16 protein-coding genes are annotated in these 18,138 nt (G+C 68.9%); 10 read left to right on the forward strand and 6 right to left on the reverse strand.

Annotated elements, in window-relative coordinates:
- Window positions 1-44 precede the first annotated feature (44 nt).
- Window positions 45-1,289: a YncE family protein gene (locus ACFFGN_RS25200; protein ID WP_380052061.1), complete on the reverse strand. Its 1,245-nt coding sequence runs from the start codon at window positions 1,287-1,289 to the stop codon at window positions 45-47.
- A gap of 144 nt (window positions 1,290-1,433) precedes the next feature.
- Between ACFFGN_RS25200 and ACFFGN_RS25205 the strand changes: the two genes are divergently transcribed.
- From ACFFGN_RS25205 to ACFFGN_RS25235, 7 genes are read left to right on the forward strand one after another with little or no spacing between them, the layout of a single operon-like run.
- A complete protein-coding gene (locus tag ACFFGN_RS25205) occupies window positions 1,434-2,618 on the forward strand; it encodes a PucR family transcriptional regulator (RefSeq protein ID WP_380052064.1) in 1,185 nt (394 codons plus the stop codon).
- A 36-nt stretch (window positions 2,619-2,654) separates the two neighbouring features.
- Complete coding sequence (locus tag ACFFGN_RS25210) at window positions 2,655-3,890, forward strand: GNAT family N-acetyltransferase (RefSeq protein ID WP_380052067.1); 1,236 nt, start codon at window positions 2,655-2,657, stop codon at window positions 3,888-3,890.
- A gap of 51 nt (window positions 3,891-3,941) precedes the next feature.
- Complete coding sequence (locus tag ACFFGN_RS25215; protein WP_380052070.1) at window positions 3,942-4,712, forward strand: DUF4129 domain-containing protein; 771 nt, start codon at window positions 3,942-3,944, stop codon at window positions 4,710-4,712.
- Window positions 4,709-5,206, forward strand: coding sequence for a hypothetical protein (locus ACFFGN_RS25220; RefSeq protein WP_380052073.1), 498 nt, complete (start codon window positions 4,709-4,711; stop codon window positions 5,204-5,206). The genes ACFFGN_RS25215 and ACFFGN_RS25220 overlap by 4 nt, the downstream gene beginning before the upstream one ends.
- A 24-nt stretch (window positions 5,207-5,230) precedes the next feature.
- Window positions 5,231-6,325: an AAA family ATPase gene (locus ACFFGN_RS25225; protein ID WP_380052176.1), complete on the forward strand. Its 1,095-nt coding sequence runs from the start codon at window positions 5,231-5,233 to the stop codon at window positions 6,323-6,325.
- Window positions 6,322-7,620, forward strand: coding sequence for a DUF58 domain-containing protein (locus tag ACFFGN_RS25230; protein ID WP_380052076.1), 1,299 nt, complete (start codon window positions 6,322-6,324; stop codon window positions 7,618-7,620). The genes ACFFGN_RS25225 and ACFFGN_RS25230 overlap by 4 nt, the downstream gene beginning before the upstream one ends.
- Window positions 7,620-8,231 (forward strand): hypothetical protein, encoded by a 612-nt coding sequence (locus ACFFGN_RS25235; RefSeq protein ID WP_380052079.1) that lies wholly within the window; start codon window positions 7,620-7,622, stop codon window positions 8,229-8,231. The genes ACFFGN_RS25230 and ACFFGN_RS25235 overlap by 1 nt, the downstream gene beginning before the upstream one ends.
- Here the strand turns inward: ACFFGN_RS25235 and ACFFGN_RS25240 are convergent.
- From ACFFGN_RS25240 to ACFFGN_RS25260, 5 genes are all read right to left on the reverse strand, one after another.
- Window positions 8,152-9,321 carry a Maf family nucleotide pyrophosphatase gene (locus ACFFGN_RS25240; protein WP_380052082.1) on the reverse strand — a complete coding sequence of 390 codons (1,170 nt, stop codon included), beginning with the start codon at window positions 9,319-9,321 and terminating at the stop codon, window positions 8,152-8,154. The genes ACFFGN_RS25235 and ACFFGN_RS25240 overlap by 80 nt on opposite strands.
- 70 nt (window positions 9,322-9,391) lie before the next feature.
- Window positions 9,392-11,083 carry a DUF885 domain-containing protein gene (locus tag ACFFGN_RS25245; protein ID WP_380052085.1) on the reverse strand — a complete coding sequence of 564 codons (1,692 nt, stop codon included), beginning with the start codon at window positions 11,081-11,083 and terminating at the stop codon, window positions 9,392-9,394.
- A gap of 187 nt (window positions 11,084-11,270) precedes the next feature.
- Window positions 11,271-11,636 carry a hypothetical protein gene (locus ACFFGN_RS25250; protein WP_380052088.1) on the reverse strand — a complete coding sequence of 122 codons (366 nt, stop codon included), beginning with the start codon at window positions 11,634-11,636 and terminating at the stop codon, window positions 11,271-11,273.
- 423 nt (window positions 11,637-12,059) lie between these two features.
- On the reverse strand, window positions 12,060-12,296 hold the full coding sequence (locus tag ACFFGN_RS25255) for an acyl-CoA carboxylase epsilon subunit (protein ID WP_380052091.1): 237 nt from the start codon (window positions 12,294-12,296) through the stop codon (window positions 12,060-12,062).
- Between the two features lie 58 nt (window positions 12,297-12,354).
- The gene (locus tag ACFFGN_RS25260) at window positions 12,355-13,944 is read right to left on the reverse strand and encodes an acyl-CoA carboxylase subunit beta (protein ID WP_380052094.1); all 1,590 of its coding nucleotides are present in this window, start codon (window positions 13,942-13,944) and stop codon (window positions 12,355-12,357) included.
- Window positions 13,945-14,149: 205 nt separating this feature from the next.
- Here ACFFGN_RS25260 and ACFFGN_RS25265 point away from each other — a divergent pair, with 205 nt between their 5' ends.
- From ACFFGN_RS25265 to ACFFGN_RS25275, 3 genes are all read left to right on the forward strand, one after another.
- Window positions 14,150-14,515 (forward strand): hypothetical protein, encoded by a 366-nt coding sequence (locus ACFFGN_RS25265; protein ID WP_380052097.1) that lies wholly within the window; start codon window positions 14,150-14,152, stop codon window positions 14,513-14,515.
- Between the two features lie 171 nt (window positions 14,516-14,686).
- The gene (locus tag ACFFGN_RS25270; protein WP_380052100.1) at window positions 14,687-17,314 is read left to right on the forward strand and encodes a phosphoenolpyruvate carboxylase; all 2,628 of its coding nucleotides are present in this window, start codon (window positions 14,687-14,689) and stop codon (window positions 17,312-17,314) included.
- Window positions 17,314-18,138, forward strand: coding sequence for a biotin--[acetyl-CoA-carboxylase] ligase (locus ACFFGN_RS25275; RefSeq protein ID WP_380052103.1), 825 nt, complete (start codon window positions 17,314-17,316; stop codon window positions 18,136-18,138). The genes ACFFGN_RS25270 and ACFFGN_RS25275 overlap by 1 nt, the downstream gene beginning before the upstream one ends.

An 18,138-nucleotide genomic window follows, 5' to 3' on the forward strand; every position in this document is an offset into this window, starting at 1 on the left:
GAACGTCGGCCCTGCCCCGGCGTTCCTGACCGCGTCAAGGGGCGTCAGCCGCCGGTGGGCCCGGTCCAGCCGGCCGGGATCTTGCCGACTCTGACGCGTTGCGGGTGGTCGCCCACCGGGACCGAGGCGATCTTCTGCCCGGTCGCGAAGCTGATCGAGGTCACCCGGTCGGCGCCGCTTTCCGACACCACGCAGGCCGAACCGTCGCCGCTCACCGTCGCCCAGTACGGTTTGGAGACGGTGACGAGCGGGCCATGCTGCAGGGACGCGCGGTCCACGATCGTGGCGTAGTCGTCCATCGTGCCGGCGACGCAGAGCTTGCTGCCGCCCGGGTTCATCGACAGCCCGTGATGGCGGGAGTCGTTCACCCACTTGGTGCGATCCTCGGTGGTGTTCGGGTTCTTCGGCAGGGTTTTGATCCGGGTGATCTTGTCGGTCGCCACGTCGTACTCGATCACGCCGTTGAAGAACGACACCTGGAAGTAGAGCTTCGTCTCGTCCGGGCTGAAGGCGACCGGGCGCACCGAGTCCGACAGGTCCGAGCGGCCGAAGGCGTCCAGCCGCGCGCGCATGTCGATCTCCCGCACCTTGGCGAACGTGGTGGTGTCCACGATGGTGATCTTGCGATCACCTTTGGTCCAGTCCAGCCACGGCTCGTCCAGCGCGGTGTTGACCTCGCCGATCGAGCTGGTCCACAGGTAGCGGCCGCCGTTGGTGAAGGTGTTCTCGTGCGGTTTGTCGCCGGTGCCGTACGAGCCGAGCTGCTTGCCGGTGTTGATGTCGAGTACGTGCACGGTATTCGAGGTGGAGGCGGAGACCGCGACCCGGCGGCCGTCGGGGGAGACCGCCATGTGGTCCGCGCGATAGCCGGACACCGGGAATCGCCAGTTCACCTGGCCGGTCGTCAGGCTGACCGACACCACGTCGGCGAAACTCGGCCGGGAGACGACCACCGAGGCGCCGTCCGGAGTGGTGTACATGTCGTCGACGAACTGATCGTGACCTTCGCCGACGCTGTTCCGGATGCCGAGGAAGTAGGCCAGCTTGATCGGGTCGAGATGGATCTCGCGCAGCCGCGCGTCCTTGTCCGGGATCAGGTTGATCCGGCCGATCTTGGTCAGGTCCGGCGTCGACGCGACCACGTCGGCGGTGCCCTCCCAGTTGTTGCCGACGAACAACACCTGCGTGGTCGCGGCCGAAGCGGAGGTGCTCGCGTGGGCGGCGGGCAGCGTAGTGGCGGCCAGAACGGCGGCGCTCAGCCAAACGGCGGTACGGCGGGTGAAACGCATCCTCGTTCTCCCTGCGGCTCGGGCGGTTCCGCGCCTTCGGCGGGCCAGCGGGCGGCAGGCCCGCCGAAAGCTCAGCGGCACTAGGTAATCAACCGGTAGCGTTGTGTCGCTAGGCCACAACCGCCAAGGTGGACCCCCTTTGTTGTGGCTCATCGACAACTGGAAGGCCGCGGCGTGACGGATCGGGCGAGGTTCAGCGCCGTCGTACGGGAGATGGCGGCGGATCCCGCGGTGATCGAAGCCGTGGTCGAGGCCGCTCGCGGTGATTCACCCGAGGTGGCGAGCCTGCCGATCGCCGAGAACCGCCGGCACATCGCGGTGATGGTGGCGGCCGGGCTGGCCGCGTTCGACGATTCCACCGGGCCTGGTGTCGAGGACTTCGCCGCGGCGGCCCGCCTTGGTACGGATCGTGCCGCGCAGGGCATTCCGTTGACCGAGCTGCTTCGCGGCGTGCACGCTGGCCGGAGCCGGGCTATCGCCATCGCGGTCGAGCGGAGCCGGGCCGCGGGCGTGCCGTCGGGGGTACTGCTCGATGTGCTGCTGGAGTTCGAACGGTACGCGGGCGCGCTCGAACGGCACGTCGTCAGCGGCTATCACACCGCCGAGTTGCAACTGGCCCGAACGGTGCGCGACGTCCGGAGCCAGGTGCTTCGGCGCCTCCTGCTTGGCCAGGAGCCCGAGGTTTCGCCGGACGAGCTCGGCCGGGTCCACCTCGATCCGCGCCGGTCGTTCTACTGCCTGCGGTCCGACGTCACCGATCCGGTCCAGGCCCAGACCCTCGAACGGCGCTTTGCCGACGTGGGTGGCGTCTTCGGCCTGGTGGAAGGCAAGCTCGCGGGTCTGATGCCACGTAGGCCCGGCAAGAAGCTCGTCACCGCCGACGAGTTGGTGGTGGTGGCACCGGCCGCGCCACTGCGGGAGATCCCGGCGCTCTACGAGACCTGCGGGCACGCCTTGTCCGCGGCGAACGCCAGTGATCGCCGGGGGCTGCATCAGCTCCAGGACCTCGCGGTGGAGACGGCCTTGGCGACCCAGCCTGCGCTCGCCGCGATCCTGACCCGGGACCTGCTCGGCTCACTTGATCCAGCGGACGCCTTCCACCGGCAGCTGGCCCAGACGGCGAAGGCCTATCTCGATGCCGACCGGCGGCTCGATCGCACCGCGGCCGCGCTGCACCTGCATCCGAACACGGTTCGCTATCGCCTGAGCCGGTTGACCGCGCTGACCGGGTGGTCGCTGGATGCGCCCTCGGAGAGCGTGCTGCATACGCTCCGCGACTGGTGGGCCTTGCAGAACTGGCTCAGTACGCTCCAGCGCGGGGAAATGTGATCGCGCTGCGTGGTCACGGTCTGATAGGCAGGCGGTATGAGTATCGAGCTGCGGCCCTTCGAAGACGCCGACGCGACGCAGGTGCGCGATCTGTTGTCCCTGTCGTTCGCGGAAACCATCACCGACGAGGACTGGACGGTCGAGCTCAACGTGCACGAGCCCGAACGGGGTCTCGTCGCGGTCGACGGCAAGGAGGTTGTCGGCTACGCCTGCATCTACTCGTTGTCGATGACCGTGCCGGGTGGTCCGGCGCCGGTCGCGGGCGTGAGCATGGTGACGGTCAAACCGACCCATCGGCGGAAGGGCATCCTGCGGCAGCTGATGAGCCGCCAGCTGACCGGGTTGTACGAAAGCGGTGCCGAGCCGGTTGCCGCGCTGACCGCGAGCGAGCCCGAGATCTATGGCCGGTTCGGGTACGGCCTCGCGAGCGAGCATCTCCGTCTGACGATCCCGCGCAAGCCCGGGCAGTTGCGGTCCGTGCCGGGGGTGGAGGACGTCGAGGTTCGGTACGCCGATGTCGCCGAGTCGCTCGACGAGTGCACGCGGATCCACAACGAGGTCGCTGCCACCCGTGTTGGCATGTTCCAGCACAACGGCGGCTGGCCGGCGTACGTGAGCAACGAACTCGTGCTCGCCGGAGGAACCGGTGGAGGTTCCAGCGCGGCCCGGTGCGTTCTGGCGCGCAAGGACGGTTCGCTCACCGGCTACGCGTACTTCCGGACCAAGCGGGCCGTGGAGAACAACGCCGCCCGGAACACCGTGCTGGTCGACCGCGTGCACGCCACCGACCTCGCGTCGTACGTCGCGCTCTGGCGGTTCCTGCTGGACCAGGACCTGATGACCGAGACCAGGTTCGGGCGGTTCGCGCTGGATGACCCGTTCATGACGCTGCTGCTCAACGGCCGTCCGGCGCAGCCTCAACTGTTCGACGGCCTCTGGATCCGGCTAGTGGACTTCCCGCGCGCTCTAGCGGCTCGTACCTACGAGAACGAGGTAGACGTCGTACTGGGAGTTCGAGACGAGTTCTGCCCTTGGAACGAGGGCTCCTGGCGGCTGACCGGTGGGCCGGGCGGAGCCACCTGCGAGCGCACTACGCAAGCCCCGGACCTACTGGCCGACGTACGCGACTATGGCGCGCTGTACCTCGGACGGCCGGGTCTGACCCGTCTCGCGGACGCGGGCCTCGTCGAGGAGTTGACGCCGGGTGCGCTCCTGCGGACTTCCCAGGCCTTCCGGACCGAGCGCTTGCCCTGGTTGGACACCGGCTTCTAGCCGGAGGCAACTCGGGGCAGGAGTGGTCTGAAGGCGGGATAGCCTGCCGAGATGCAGCCGAACGGTGCGCGCCGCTCCAGCGCCCTAGCGGCGGCAGGTGCCGTAGGTCTGGCTGCTGCCGCCGTGGGCCTGGTTGTGCTCGTATCGTCCACCGGCAGCGTTCGCCCGGTCGGAGAGAGTACGGCGGTCCGTACGCCGCCAACGACGTTTCCCACGCCGGACAACACTCCGACGCCTCCGGTGTCCAGTCCCGGCGGGAAGCGGCCCGAGCCGATCGACCTGCCCGAGTGGCTGACGCTGGGCCTGAAGTTCATCCTCTACACCTTGGCTGCGGTGGTTGTGGCCAGTCTGGCGTACTTCCTGGTCCGGCTGCTCTACCGGTTCTTGCGGCAGCTGCGCCTGCCCAAGGTCGAGCCGGACACTTCGGAGGACTGGGAGCGCGTCGCCACAGAACGCCTCGCAGACGCGGTAGACCAAGGCTTGTCGGGCATGAACTCGGGTCGCGCCACCGATGCGATCGTGGCCTGCTGGGTTGCGCTCGAACAAGCCGCCGCCGGTGCTGGCGTACCGCGGGAAGCGGCCGAGACGCCGTCGGAGTTCACTGTCCGGGTTCTTGCCCTTGGCAACGTGTCAGCCGATTCACTGGCCGAACTGGCTGCGCTGTACAAGGAGGCCAGGTTCTCCGCCCATGAGTCGAGCGAGGAAGACCGGCAACGAGCCCGTACGGCGCTCGTACGACTCGGTGACGAGCTCACCGCCGCCGCAGCCCCTGCAACCCCAGCAGCTCCTGCAGTCCCTGCAACCCCGGCAGGCGAGTCATGATCACCAATCGCCGCCTGGCCGCGCAACACCTCGGAATCAGCCTCGGCGTGGCTCTACTGCTGGTACTGGCCTTCTCGGTCCTTAAGTACCAGCCGAAGCCCGCGTGGTTTGTAGCCGTTGCAGTCGCCATTGGCCTCGTCTCCCTCGCAGTGCGGCTCATAGGCCGTCAGCTGACTCAAACGTCCTGGCCCGAGAAGTCCGAGCCGTACGCCGGTGCCTGGCGCAATAACGACAGCCGGGCGCAGTTCCTGGCGACCTGGTTGCAGGAGTCGCATCGAGACCCCGAAACCTTCACGAGGCGGGTGCAACCGCTCCTGACGGAACTGGCGGCCAACCGGCTTCGCGGCCGCCACGGCGTGGACCTGGCGGCTGAACCCGGCCGGGCCCGGGAAATGCTCGGCGCCGAGACGTGGGACCTGATCACGGCCACCGAACCATCCACCGTCACGTACGGGCGGATCGAGCGGGCCATCGAATCCATCGAGAATCTGTAGGGACGTGTAGTGGGAACTGAGCAGATGCGACTCGCCGAGGTATCCGCGCTGAGCCGTGAGGTGCTGAACCGGGTCGGGCAGGCCGTTGTCGGCAAGCAGTCCGCGCTGGAGCTGGTGTTCGCCGGCATTCTCGCGGGCGGGCATGTCCTGCTGGAGGACTTCCCGGGACTAGGCAAGACCTTGGCCGCCCGCTCGTTCGCGCAGGCGATGGGCCTCGACTTCCGGCGGGTCCAGTTCACCCCGGACCTGCTGCCCTCGGACGTCACCGGCGCGTTCGTCTTCGATCAGCGCACGGCGGAGTTCGTGTTCCGCCCCGGCCCGATCTTCACCGGGTTGCTGCTGGCCGACGAGATCAACCGGACGCCGCCGAAGACCCAGGCCGCGTTGCTGGAGTCGATGCAGGAACACCAGGTCACGGTCGAGGGCGAGACCTTCCCGCTGCCCAGGCCGTTCCACGTGCTTGCGACGGCGAACCCGGTCGAGTACGAAGGCACCTATCCGCTGCCGGAGGCCCAGCTCGACCGGTTCATGCTGCGCGTCGGCTTCGGTTATCCCACCGCCGAGGAGGAGTGGGAGGTGCTGCAGCGCCGGATGGGCCGCCGCTCCGAGGACCAGCAGGTCGAGGCGGTCATCGATGCCGAGGGCCTGTACGCGGCCCAGCAGGCGGTCGAGACCGTCACGGTGGACGACACCGTCGGCCGGTACTGCGTGGATCTCGCCGCGGCGACCCGGCGTGACTCCCAGGTGCTTGTGGGCGCCTCGCCGCGTGGCTCGCTCGCGCTCTTGCTCACCGCCCGGGCGTACGCCGTGATCCAGGGCCGCGACTACGTCGTACCGGAGGATGTGAAGGCCGTCGCGGAGTCGGCGCTGGCGCATCGAATCACCGTCCGGCCCGAGCTGTGGCTGCACGATGTGACCGGCGCGACCGTCGTTCGCAACGTGCTCGGCGCGGTCGCGGCACCGCCGACCGTGCACGCCGCCGCCGCGACGTCGACCCCGGCCGGCGCCGCCGGTTCGACACCGGCCTCGGCCGGCGCCACCGGTTCGACATCGGCCTCGGCCGGCGCCACCGGTCCGACCGAGGCCGGTGCTGGGAATCCGGCGGACGCGATCCGGTGAGCAAGACCTGGCGGCCGACGCACGCCCACGTCCGGGCGGTCGGAATGTCCGCGGCGCTGGTGCTGATCGCGGTGGTACTGCGCCGTCCGGACGCGGCCGTGCTCGGTCTGCCGCTGGCCGTGCTCGCGTTCTGGGGTGCGTTCGCCCGCCCGGCAGGTTCACCCGCGGCCGCCGCCGAGCTGGACGCCACCACGTTGTTCGAAGGCCAGGCGACCGGCTATCGCGTCCAGGTGAATGGCCTCGACGACCGGGCCGACCTGATGGTGGTGGCCGTACCGCGCGGCAAGTGGTTCGCCTATGACCCGGTTGGTGGCGCGCGGGCGATCGTCGTACCGCCGGGTGGTCGCGCCGAGGTGGAGCTCGGCGTGCGCTCGCAGCGATGGGGACGCCGGGCGATGGAACGACCCGTCATCACGTGCACGTCGTTGCTGGGCGCCTACCGGACGGAACCACTTGAGGTGGGCGCGGCCGACGTACTGACTTTGCCGTTGCGAGAGGGCTTCGCCGCGGTGGACGCCGTACCGCGCCCGGCCGGGCTGGTCGGCCTGCACAGATCCAGACGGCCTGGGGAGGGGACGGAGCTCGCGGGCATCCGGCCGTTCCGTACGGGCGACCGGTTGCGCCGGATCAACTGGGCCGTTTCCGCCCGGACCGGCGAACTGCATGTCACCTCGACCTGGTCCGACCGCGATACCGAGGTGGTACTGGTACTCGACACCGGCGACGACATCGGCGTGAGTGAAGGCATCGACGGCCGGGCCAGCAGCCTGGACACCGGCGTCCGCGCGGCCGCCTCGATCGCCGAGCACTACCTGCGGCACGGCGACCGGGTCCGGCTGATCGATACCGGCGTGGGTGTTCGTTCGGTGCGCCCGGGCACCGGCCGCGGTCATCTGCGGCGGATCCTCGACGCGCTCGTACGGGCCGACGCCCGGTCCATGCAGCGCGATCCGAACCAGCTGGCCCAGCGCGAGCGGATCCGCCCCGACAGCCTGGTGATCGTGCTCAGCCCGCTGCTCAGGCGGGCCGTACTCGGTCACGTGGTGACGCTGGCCCACGCGGGCTGCACGGTCATCGCGGTCGACACACTGCCGGACCACGTCGGCAAACTCGACGAGGACCACGATCCACAGGCCTGGCCGTTGGCCTGGCGGCTGCGACTGCTCGAACGCCGGGTGGAGCTGGACCGCCTCGGCGATCTCGGCGTACCGACGGTCGCGTGGCGAGGTGCCGGCACGCTGGACGAGGTGCTCCGCGACGCGAGCCGCCTGGCCTCCGCCCCGAGGTTGCGCTGATGAACCTCGCCGAACGCATCAACCTCTGGGCCACCCGGGTCCGCGCCGCCGGCCGTGTCGCCGTACTGTCCCGCCTGCTGATCCTGGTTTCGGGTGGATTGGCCCTGACCATCGCGGGGCTGCAGCCGTGGGACCAGGTCGACCTGGTGCTGTACGCCGGAATCGCCGCGCTGGTGGTGACGATCGCGTTGCCCGATTCGGCGGCGCCGTTCGCCTTCCTCGTGGCTGTGGCGGGCGGTTGGCTGATGCGCGGGCCGTCGGAACCGGGCTGGCAGGTCGCGGCGGTCGCGATGGCCCTGGTCGCGTTCCACCTGGCCACGGCGTACGCCGCTCAGCTGCCGGCGTACGTCCGGGCCACAGGTACGACGGCGCGCAGGTGGTTGCTCCCGGCAACGGTGGCCCTGCTGCTCGCCCCGGCCGTCGCGGCCATGTCCGCGTTGGTCCGCAACGCCGAACTCTCCGGCAGCCTCGCCCTAACCATCACCGCCCTGGCCCTCGCCACCACGGCCTACTACCTTCCGACTCAGGACACTAGAGCGTGCGGCGGAAGGCGACGAGGGGGTAGGTGGTGTCGCCAGGGCCGGGGAACGTGGTGGCGGACTCCAGGGTGAGGCCGTGCAACGGGGCGCGGGAGACCAGGTAGGCCAGGGAATCCTGGGCGCGGACCCGGTTCGGGGGATTGCCGCGGGCCACTCGGCTCGACTCGGTCTTGTCCACGGTGGTGACGAACAACCCGCCCGGTTTGAGCACCCGTGCCGCCTCGGCCAAGAGCGCGTCGCTGTCATCCACCAGATGCAGGAGCCACACGGCCGTGACCGCGTCGCAGCGCAGATCCGCGATCGGCAACGAACCAGCGTCGGCCTGAGCGACATGCCCGGGCAGCCGGACGGAGGCGCGCTGGAGCATCGCCGCCGACAGGTCGACGCCGTGCACCAGATGGCCCTGGGCCGCGAGTTCGGCCGCGACAATGCCCGTACCGATGGCCAGGTCGAGTACTCGCCCGGGTTTGCCGAGCAACTGATGTACGGCGGCCGCCGCGGCTTGGGCCCGTTCGGCACCACCCCGGGTGTCGTCATACCGGTCGGCCACGGCTTCGTCGTACTCGAACGGGGTCTTCCACAACGACGTCCAGGAGATTCCGACCTGCGCCAGCATTCGCCGGACCAGCGGCAGGGAGATGCCGACGACGTTGTGGTGATCGCCCTCGATTCCCTCGACAAAGGCACCACCGAGGCCGTCGACGGTGAAGGACCCGGCGACGGCGAGAGGCTCGCCGGTGCCGACGTACGCCTCGATCTCCTCGTCGGTCAGGGTGGCGAAGAAGACCTTGGTGGAGGCCAGTTCGCGCAGCTCGATCCGGCTGCTGGTGTCGAACAGGCAATGCCCGGTGTGCAGTACGCCCGAGCCGCCGCTCATCGCGCGCAACCGGGCGCGCGCCTCGTCCGGCGTACCGGGTTTGCCGTAGGCCACGCCGTCGATCTCCAGCACCGAGTCGCAGCCGAGCACGGTGGCATGGCCGTCCAGTTCGCTCACTACCGCGCGCGCCTTCAGCACGGCCAGCGTGCGGGCGAGTTCGCCCGGGGAGGGCGCGGTGACGTGGTCCTCATCGACGCCGGAAACGATCACTTCGGGCTCGACACCGGCGTTGCGCAGGGTCTGGAGCCGCGCGGGAGAGGCGGAGGCCAGGATGAAACGGGTCACGCCCCAACGTTGTCACAACCGGCCCCGCCCACGCAGGAGCGGGGCCGGTGCGACGTACGGCTGACGTTTGTTACAGCCTGCCGAGGGCCCGCACGAGCGGATCGAGGCCGAGCGAGCCGAGGTTGAGCGCGTCGCGGTGGAACGCCTTCAGGTCGAAGTCGGCGCCCTTGCGCTGCTGGGCGTCGGCCCGGGCCTGCAGCCAGATCCGCTCGCCGACCTTGTACGACGGTGCCTGGCCGGGCCAGCCGAGGTACCGGTTGAGCTCGGCCTTCAGCATGTCGGTCTCCATCCGGCAGTGCGCACGGAGGAACTCGAAGCCGAGCTCGGCGTTCCAGGTCTCACCCGGGTGGAACCCGAACGGGTTGTCCTTCGGGATCTCCAGCTCCAGGTGCATGCCGATGTCGATGATCACCCGGGCCGAGCGGAACGCCTGGCCGTCGAGCATGCCGAGCTTCGCGCCCGGATCTTCCAGATAACCGAGCTCGTCCATCAGTCGCTCGGCGTACAACGCCCAGCCTTCACCGTGACCCGAGACCCAGCAGCCCATGCGCTGCCAGCGGTTCAGCAGGTCGGCCCGGACCATCGTCTGCGCGACCTGGAGGTGATGCCCCGGCACACCCTCGTGATAGACGGTGGTGACCTCGCGCCAGGTGGCGAAATCGGTCTGCCCCGCGGGCACCGCCCACCACATCCGGCCGGGCCGGCTGGTCAGGTCCTCGCTCGGACCGGTGTAGTAGATCGAGCCGTCCGACGTCGGTGCGATCATGCACTCGATCTTGCGGATCTCCGGCGCGATCTCGAAGTGCTTGCCGCCCAGTTCCGAAACCGCGGAGTCGGCGAGTTCCTGCATCCAGTCGCGGAAGGCCTCTTTGCCCTTGATCATCCGCGCCGGGTCGTTGTCGAGCAGATGCGCGGCGGCCTCGATACTGCGGTCGCCACCGTTCAGGCCGGCCGAGATCTCCTGCATCTCGTTCTCGATCCGGGCCAGTTCCTCCCAGCCCCAGGCGTACGTCTCGGCCAGGTCGACCTTGGCGCCGAGGAAGTTCCGCGACGACAGCTCGTACACCTCCTGGCCACAGCCGTCCCGGGTCGGCGCCTGCGGGGCGAGGTCCGTCTCCAGCCAGGCGCCGAACTCGTCGTACGCCGAACGGGCCTGCGCGGCTGCGGTCTCGACCTTCGCGCGCAGCGATCCCTCCGGTGCGCGGGAGGCCAGACCGGCGAAGAAGTCGTCCCCCTCGGCGCCGGTCCAGCTGGCGATCCGGGTGGCCACGTCGTTCACCTGGCGCAGCGCGGACACCCGGCCCTGCGCGGCCTGCGCGGTGAGGCTCTCGCGGTACTGCCCGAGGGCGGTACCGACCTTGCCGAGCCGGGTGGCGATGGCCTCCCAGTGCTCGTCGGTCGCGGTCGGCATCAGGTCGAACACCTGGCGGATCTCGGCCGCGGTGGAGGCGATCGCGTTCAGCTGGTACTGCGGAACGCCGGCCTCCTGGGTTTCCAGCTCAAGGCCGAGCCGTTCCAGCAGGGCCTCCTTGGCAACCTGCTCGCGCTCGCTCGGGGTTTCGGTGGCCTCCGCCTCGGCGATCGTGCGGCGGGCCAGCTCGGCCTGCGCGCCGAAACCGGCCGGAGAGTAGTCGGGATACTGGTCGTCGAACCCGTCGATGCCCATGAACGTCGCGCTGGTGGGCGACAGCTTCACGAACTCGTCCAGGTACCGCTCGGAGATCCGGTCGATCGGACTCTGCGGGGTCGTCTGCTCGGTCACCCGGCGACACTACCGCCCGGCAGGACCCGTCGTCAGTGCCTGATGGCACCCGGTTCTCCAACGTTTTCCGCCGTACCGTAACGGGCAGGTGGCTTGTCATGGCGTGCGGTCGTGGCGCTAGTGTCTCCGCCTTGCGATGCACGCACCTGGACACCGGAGCTGAAGCACGAACTTCCGACTCAGGACACTAGCTGCTTGGAGTGAGACCGGTTTTGGCGTCGAGCAGTTGCAGGAGTTCGTAGGCGACCACCTCGACATCCTTGTGGCGCCACTCGGCCGCGCGATACACGCAGGCGATCAACCCGCTGCGATGAACCCGGCGGAAATCCCCGTACACAAAGGCATGCCGGGCCTTGGTCTCGTCATTCGCGCCCTCGGTCAGCCCAAGGTGCCAATCGCCGTACTGCTGCCACGAATGCGACTCCAGATACGCGTTCTGCGCATCCGCCCCGGGCTGAACCTCACCCCAGTCGCTATCGAGCACATACTGCCGCCCCTCGATCAACCGCCGAGCCTGCTCCACCGCACCCGCATTAACCGCGTACCTGGCCATCCCCCCAGTGTGCCAACCACCCACCGCACGCGCCCGCCGTTCCACCCTTTCCGGGGGTCATCCCGTCAAACACCTTCGGACGCTCGTCCCGTCAACACCTTCCGACAGTCGTTCCGTTGAATACTTTCCGACGGTCGGACGCGGAATGCGGTCGCGCATGCCGCCTGTGCCCGGGACTGCAAGCACGACAAGGCAAGTCGCGGCAGGCATATCCACAGATCCCGCATTTTGCGTCCGACCGTCGGAAAGTATTGAACGGAGAACACCTCCGCGACGGAGAACACCTCCGCGACGGAGAACACCTCCGCGACGGAGAACAGCTCCGGGACGGAGAACAGCTCCGGGACGGAGAACAGCTCCGGGACGGAAAGGAGCGTCGGGAGGGAAGGGCCGCGGGGAGGGGCGTGAAACGAGGGTGGGTGGTTAGGGGTGGGCGCTGGCGCGCCAGCGGCCGGGGCCGTGTTGGAGGGGGCGGTGGACGTTGCGCCAGTAGGACGCCCAGTCGCTCGAGCGCTCGTCGCTCCCTGCGCCGGTGGTCCCTGTGCCGCCAGCCGAAGCGGAAGTCGCTCGGGCGGCGACTACCGCCACTAGAGCGGCCAACTCCTCGGGAGTCGGTTCGCCCTTCACGACCTGCAGTACGGGCTTGTTCTCTTCAGTCACGGCTCTTCCTCTCTCGCACGTCCGACGAACCTCTACCGGCTTCGACGGACGCAAGGGCCTACAGCGGGATGTTGCCGTGCTTCTTCGGGGGCAAGGTGTCGCGCTTGGTACGGAGTAGCCGAAGCGCTCGGACGATCTCCGACCGGGTTTCGCTCGGCTTGACCACGGCGTCGATGTAACCGCGCTCGGCCGCGATGTACGGATTTGCCAGGTGGTCCTCGTACTCGGTGATCAACTGCTGGCGACGGGCCTCGGTGTCCTCACCGGCTTCGGCCGCCTGGGCCAGTTCCCGCCGGTGCAGGATGTTCACCGCGCCTTGTGCGCCCATAACCGCGATCTGCGCCGTCGGCCAGGCCAGGTTGATGTCGGCGCCGAGGTGCTTCGACCCCATCACGTCGTACGCGCCGCCGTAGGCCTTCCGGGTGATGGTGGTGATCATGGGCACGGTGGCCTCGGCGTACGCGTAGATCAGCTTCGCTCCGCGGCGGATGATGCCGTTCCACTCCTGGTCCGTGCCGGGCAGGAAACCGGGTACGTCCACGAAGGTCAGGATCGGCAGGTTGAAGGCGTCACAGGTACGTACGAAGCGGGCGGCCTTTTCGCTCGCGTCGATGTCGAGCGTGCCGGCGAACTGCATCGGCTGGTTCGCGACGACGCCGACGGCCCGGCCTTCCACCCGGCCGAAGCCGACGATCATGTTCGGCGCGAAGAGCGACTGGATCTCGAGGAAGTCCCCGTCGTCCAGTACCGCCTCGATCACCGTGTGCATGTCGTACGGCTGGTTCGGCGAATCCGGGATCAGCGTGTCGAGCGCCAGATCCGTTTCGGTCGGGTCGAGCTCGGCCGGGGCGTCGTACACCGGAGGGTCTTCGAGGTTGTTCTGCGGCAGGTGCGCGATCAGGGTCTTGACCCATTCGATCGCGTCTTCCTCGTCGCTGCCGAGGTAATGCGCGTTACCCGACTTGGTGTTGTGCGTACGGGCACCGCCGAGTTCTTCCTGGGTCACGTCCTCGCCGGTGACGGTCTTGATCACGTCGGGCCCGGTGATGAACATGTACGACGACTGGTCCACCATCACGGTGAAGTCGGTGACGGCCGGGGAGTACACCGCGCCACCCGCACAGGGGCCCATGATCAGCGAGATCTGCGGGATCACACCCGAGGCCCGGACGTTGCGGCGGAAGATCTCGCCGTACAGGCCGAGGCTGACCACGCCCTCCTGGATCCGGGCGCCGCCGGAGTCGTTGATGCCGACCAGCGGGCAGCCGATCTTCATCGCGAGGTCCATCACCTTGACGATCTTCTCGCCGAAGACCTCACCGAGGCTGCCGCCGAAAACGGTGAAGTCCTGGGCGAAAACGCACACCTGGCGGCCGTCGATCGTGCCGAAACCGGTGACCACGCCGTCGCCGTACGGGCGGTTGGCCTCCAGGCCGAAGGAGGTGGACCGGTGCCGGGCGAACTCGTCCAGCTCGGTGAAGCTGCCCTCGTCCAGCAGCAGGGCGATCCGCTCGCGCGCCGTCTTCTTGCCCCGCGCGTGCTGCTTCTCCACCGCCCGCTCGGAACCCGCGTGCACGGCCTCGTCCAGCCGGTGCTCCAGATCCGCGAGCTTTCCGGCGGTCGTATGGATGTTCACGGTCTCTCCCATAAGCGGGCACTCTAACGCCCACCACCCCTCCACCCCGATGACCTCCACCACATCCGCAGCCATTTCTACTGCTCGGTAGATCCAGGCCCGCAGGTTGCAAGAACCTGCAGAAGCCCGCTGCACGAACCTGCAGAAGCGCTCGCGGGACGCCGCGCCGAACCTACGCTCGGCCCCGATCCGCAAAATCCACGGAAAGGTCGATCACATGCGTCGAGCACTTACCGCACTCGCCATCACCGCCGCCGTTCTGTTCGCGTCCGCCCCACCCGCGATGGCCGGCACGCTCTCGGTCAAAGGGGCCTCAGGGGAGCTCAACTTGTGGGGCGGCCGACTCACCGTGACGGACACCGCCTGCGATGACGACTCCGTCTACGCGAACTGGCGGACGGACTTCGGCGAGACCATCAAACTGAAGAACGAGATCGGTTGTGGCTTTTATAAGCTCGAGGACCTTCCGCTGCCTCCCGGGAAGCAGACCGACGTCATTTGGCGAGTCTGTGTCGACAAGTCCTGGCCGACTGGTGACCTTTGCTCAGGCTGGAAGAGAGAAACCGTCTACAACCCCTCCTAGTTCCGTCCAGCGCCTGCCGCGGCTGACCGGCGCCTGCCCCGGCTGACCGGCGCCTGCCCCAGCGGGCGGGCGCCGGTCAGCAGGGTGAGCGAGCGGGCGCGGAGGGTGGTGGGGTGACCGAGGGACGGACGGGGAGGCGGGGGAGCTTGGCTGCGGATAGGGTGGCCCAACGTGACCGAGACGCAGACGGAGAACCGCACACGGGCGCGCTTCGAGGTACCTGAGGAGCTGCGTGGTGATGTGCGCCTGCTGGGCGAGCTGCTGGGGCGGGTGCTGGTCGAATACGCGGGCCAGCCGCTGCTCGATGACGTGGAGCGCCTGCGCGAGCTGACCATTGCCGGGGACGGTGAGGCCGCTGAGCAGCTGGTCGCGTCCTGGCCGGATGAGCGGGCGGAGGATGTCGCTCGCGCGTTCACGTGCTACTTCCACCTGACGAACCTGAGCGAAGAGCTGCACCGCGCGCGGGTCCTGCGTGAGCGGGACCGCGAGGGCGACGCGCCGACCACGTCGGAGCTGGCTCAGGCGGTCGAGCAGATCGGTGAGCTGAGCGGCGAGCAGCAGGTCCGCGCGCTGCTGAACGGGCTGGAGTTCCGCCCGGTGCTGACGGCGCACCCGACCGAAGCGCGGCGCCGGGCCGTCCTGGCGACGATCCGCCGCATCTCGGCCCTGCTGGAGGAGCGGGCCGACCCGCGTACCGGCGACTCGGAGCGCCAGGAGAACACCCGGCGGCTGCTGGAACAGGTCGACATCCTCTGGCGTACGTCGCAGCTGCGCACCAGCCGCCCGACCCCGCTGGACGAGGTCCGGTCCGCGATGGCGGTGTTCGAGGAGACCCTGTTCGACGTGATCCCGTCGGTGTACCGGCGGCTGGACGACGCGCTGGCCGGTGACGCCGCCGGGACGCGCGTTCCCGCGGTGGCGCCGTTCGTGAAGCTTGGGTCCTGGATCGGCGGCGACCGTGACGGCAATCCGAACGTCACCGCCGCCATCACCCGCGAGGCCATGCAGATCCAGGCCGACCATGTGTTGCGCTCGCTGGAGTTCGCGACCGACCGGCTCGGCCGCGCGCTGACCTTGGATGCTGCGACCACTCCGCCGTCGGCGCCGGTCCGGCGGATCCTTGAGGACGCCCGGGCGCAGGCGCCGGAGTTGCTGGCCGATATCGAGACGCGTTCGCCTGCCGAGCCGCACCGCCAGCTCCTGCTACTGGCGGCTCGTCGGCTTGCAGCCACTCGGGCCCGGGATGCCGACTTCGGCTATCCCCGCGCCTCGGACTACTTGCACGAGCTGAAGGTGCTGCAGGACTCTCTGGTTTCTGCAGGCGCTCCCCGGCAGGCGTACGGCGAATTGCAGCAGTTGATCTGGCAGGTCGGGTCCTTCGGGTTCCACCTGGCCGAGCTCGAGGTCCGCCAGCACTCGTCCGTACACGCCAAGGCCCTCTCCGAGGTGCTGAGCGGCGGCGAGTTGTCCGACCAGACCGAGGAAGTACTAGCCACCCTGCGGGTCATCGGTCAGATCCAGCAGCGGTTCGGTCCTGAGGCCTGCCGCCGCTACGTGGTCTCCTTCACCCGGAACGCGGCCGATCTCGCCGCCGTGTACGAGCTGGCCGACGCCGCGATGGACGGACGGCCGATCGAGCTGGACGTCGTACCGCTGTTCGAGACCGGCGAGGACCTGCAGAACTCGGTCGAGGTGCTCGACAACGCGATCCAGCTGACCCGGGTCCGGCACCGCCTCACCGCGAACGACCGCCGCTTCGAGGTCATGCTGGGCTACTCCGACTCCGCGAAGGACGTCGGCCCGGTCTCGGCGACACTCGCGTTGTACGACGCTCAGGCCCGTATCACCGCGTGGGCCCAGCGCAACGCGATCCGGCTCACCCTGTTCCACGGACGCGGCGGCGCCCTCGGCCGTGGCGGAGGCCCGGCCAACCGCGCCGTACTGGCTCAAGCGCCTGGATCGGTCTCGGGCCGCTTCAAGCTCACCGAGCAGGGTGAAGCCATCCCTGCCCGGTACGGCGTTGCCGCCATCGCGCAGCGCCACATCGAGCAGGTGACGGCTGCAACGCTCCTAGCGTCTACACCGGCGGTGGAGGAACGTGCGGCCAAGGCGGCCAGCCGTTTCGCCGATGTCGAGAAGGTCCTCGACGAAGCAGCCCGTACGACGTACCACCGGCTGGTCCGGGCGGAAGGCTTCGCCGAGTGGTTCGGCCGGGTTACCCCGCTCGAGGAGCTTGGGTCGCTCCCGATCGGTTCGAGGCCCGCTCGCCGGGGTGTGGCGGTTTCGTCGCTTGAAGACCTCCGGGCCATCCCGTGGGTGTTCGCGTGGTCCCAGGCCCGGGTGAACGCTCCCGGCTGGTACGGGCTTGGATCGGCCCTAGCGGCCGTGGGCGACGTACAGGTGCTGCAGGAGGCCAACCAGCACTGGCCGTTGTTCCAGGTGATGCTAGAGAACGCCGAGATGTCCCTGGCCAAGACGGATCGACGCATCCTGCAGCGTTATCTTGACCTAGGTGACCGGGCCGACCTCACGCAGCAGATGCTGGACGAGCACGCCCTGACGACCGAATGGGTCTTGAAGGTTCTTGGCGGCGACAGGTTGCTCGCGGGCCGTCGAGTTCTCGGGCGGGCTGTAGAGCTCCGCAATCCGTATGTGGACGCCCTGTCGTACCTGCAGCTTCGGGCGCTCCGGACGCTTCGTACCGACGACACGTTGACCGAGGCGCAGATCGAGCGCACTAGGCGGCTCCTGCTGCTCACGGTTTCTGGAGTCGCCGCCGGCCTGCAGAACACCGGCTGATGGACAACCCCTTCGCCGACCTCGACCGGCCGCCGCTGGACGCGCGTTTCCTCACCCAGCGGCTGGTCCGGCCGGGCGCGGTTTGGACGGCCATCGAGGTGCTTGCGGAGACCGAGTCCACCAACGCGGTTGTAGCGGCTCGGGCGCGTGAAGGCGCTCCGGAGGGCCTTGTCGTCGTGGCGGAGTACCAGTCGGCTGGACGCGGCAGACTCGGCCGGACGTGGACTACCCCGGCCCGGTCGGCCTTGCTCTTCTCGGTCTTGCTGCGGCCCTCAGACGTCTCACCAGCGCGCTTGCCATGGCTGGGCCTGCTCGCGCCGTTGGCGGTGGCTGCGGCCGTACGGACGGTGGGGGAAATCCCTGCGCTCGTGAAGTGGCCGAACGACGTTCTGCTGGAGGACCGGAAGCTCTCGGGCATCCTGCTTGAGCGGGTTGATACTCCGGACGGGCCTGCCGCGGTTGTTGGAATCGGGCTGAACATCACGCTGCGCGAGGACGAGCGGCCGCACCCGGCGGCTACGTCGCTTGCGTTGGAAGGCGCGGCCACTACGGATCGCGCGACCGTGCTTGCGGCGATTCTTCGCGAGTTGGGGACGCGGTACCAGTCTTGGGTCGGTGCTCAGGGCGATCCGGGCCAGCTGCTCGTGGACTACACGGAGTTGTCGGCCACCTTCGGCCGGGAGGTCCGGGTCGAGTTGCCAGACGGCAGCACGCTGATCGGAACCGCCACCGGCTTGGATGCCGACGGGCGCCTGCTGGTGCAAACGGGCTCCGGCCCGCGCCCCCTGGCCGCCGGCGACGTCACCCATCTCCGCGCCATCTGA

Source organism: Kribbella deserti, assembly GCF_042434725.1.
Taxonomy (GTDB): Bacteria; Actinomycetota; Actinomycetes; order Propionibacteriales; family Kribbellaceae; genus Kribbella; species Kribbella deserti.

Bases quoted from the DNA above. Each gene is read 5' to 3' on its own strand.
- ACFFGN_RS25200 (WP_380052061.1), bottom strand. From the start codon at position 1,289: ATGCGTTTCACCCGCCGTACCGCCGTTTGGCTGAGCGCCGCCGTTCTG.
- ACFFGN_RS25210 (WP_380052067.1), top strand. From the start codon at position 2,655: ATGAGTATCGAGCTGCGGCCCTTCGAAGACGCCGACGCGACGCAGGTG.
- ACFFGN_RS25215 (WP_380052070.1), top strand. From the start codon at position 3,942: ATGCAGCCGAACGGTGCGCGCCGCTCCAGCGCCCTAGCGGCGGCAGGT.
- ACFFGN_RS25220 (WP_380052073.1), top strand. From the start codon at position 4,709: ATGATCACCAATCGCCGCCTGGCCGCGCAACACCTCGGAATCAGCCTC.
- ACFFGN_RS25225 (WP_380052176.1), top strand. From the start codon at position 5,231: ATGCGACTCGCCGAGGTATCCGCGCTGAGCCGTGAGGTGCTGAACCGG.
- ACFFGN_RS25235 (WP_380052079.1), top strand. From the start codon at position 7,620: ATGAACCTCGCCGAACGCATCAACCTCTGGGCCACCCGGGTCCGCGCC.
- ACFFGN_RS25250 (WP_380052088.1), bottom strand. From the start codon at position 11,636: ATGGCCAGGTACGCGGTTAATGCGGGTGCGGTGGAGCAGGCTCGGCGG.
- ACFFGN_RS25260 (WP_380052094.1), bottom strand. From the start codon at position 13,944: ATGGGAGAGACCGTGAACATCCATACGACCGCCGGAAAGCTCGCGGAT.
- ACFFGN_RS25265 (WP_380052097.1), top strand. From the start codon at position 14,150: ATGCGTCGAGCACTTACCGCACTCGCCATCACCGCCGCCGTTCTGTTC.
- ACFFGN_RS25275 (WP_380052103.1), top strand. From the start codon at position 17,314: ATGGACAACCCCTTCGCCGACCTCGACCGGCCGCCGCTGGACGCGCGT.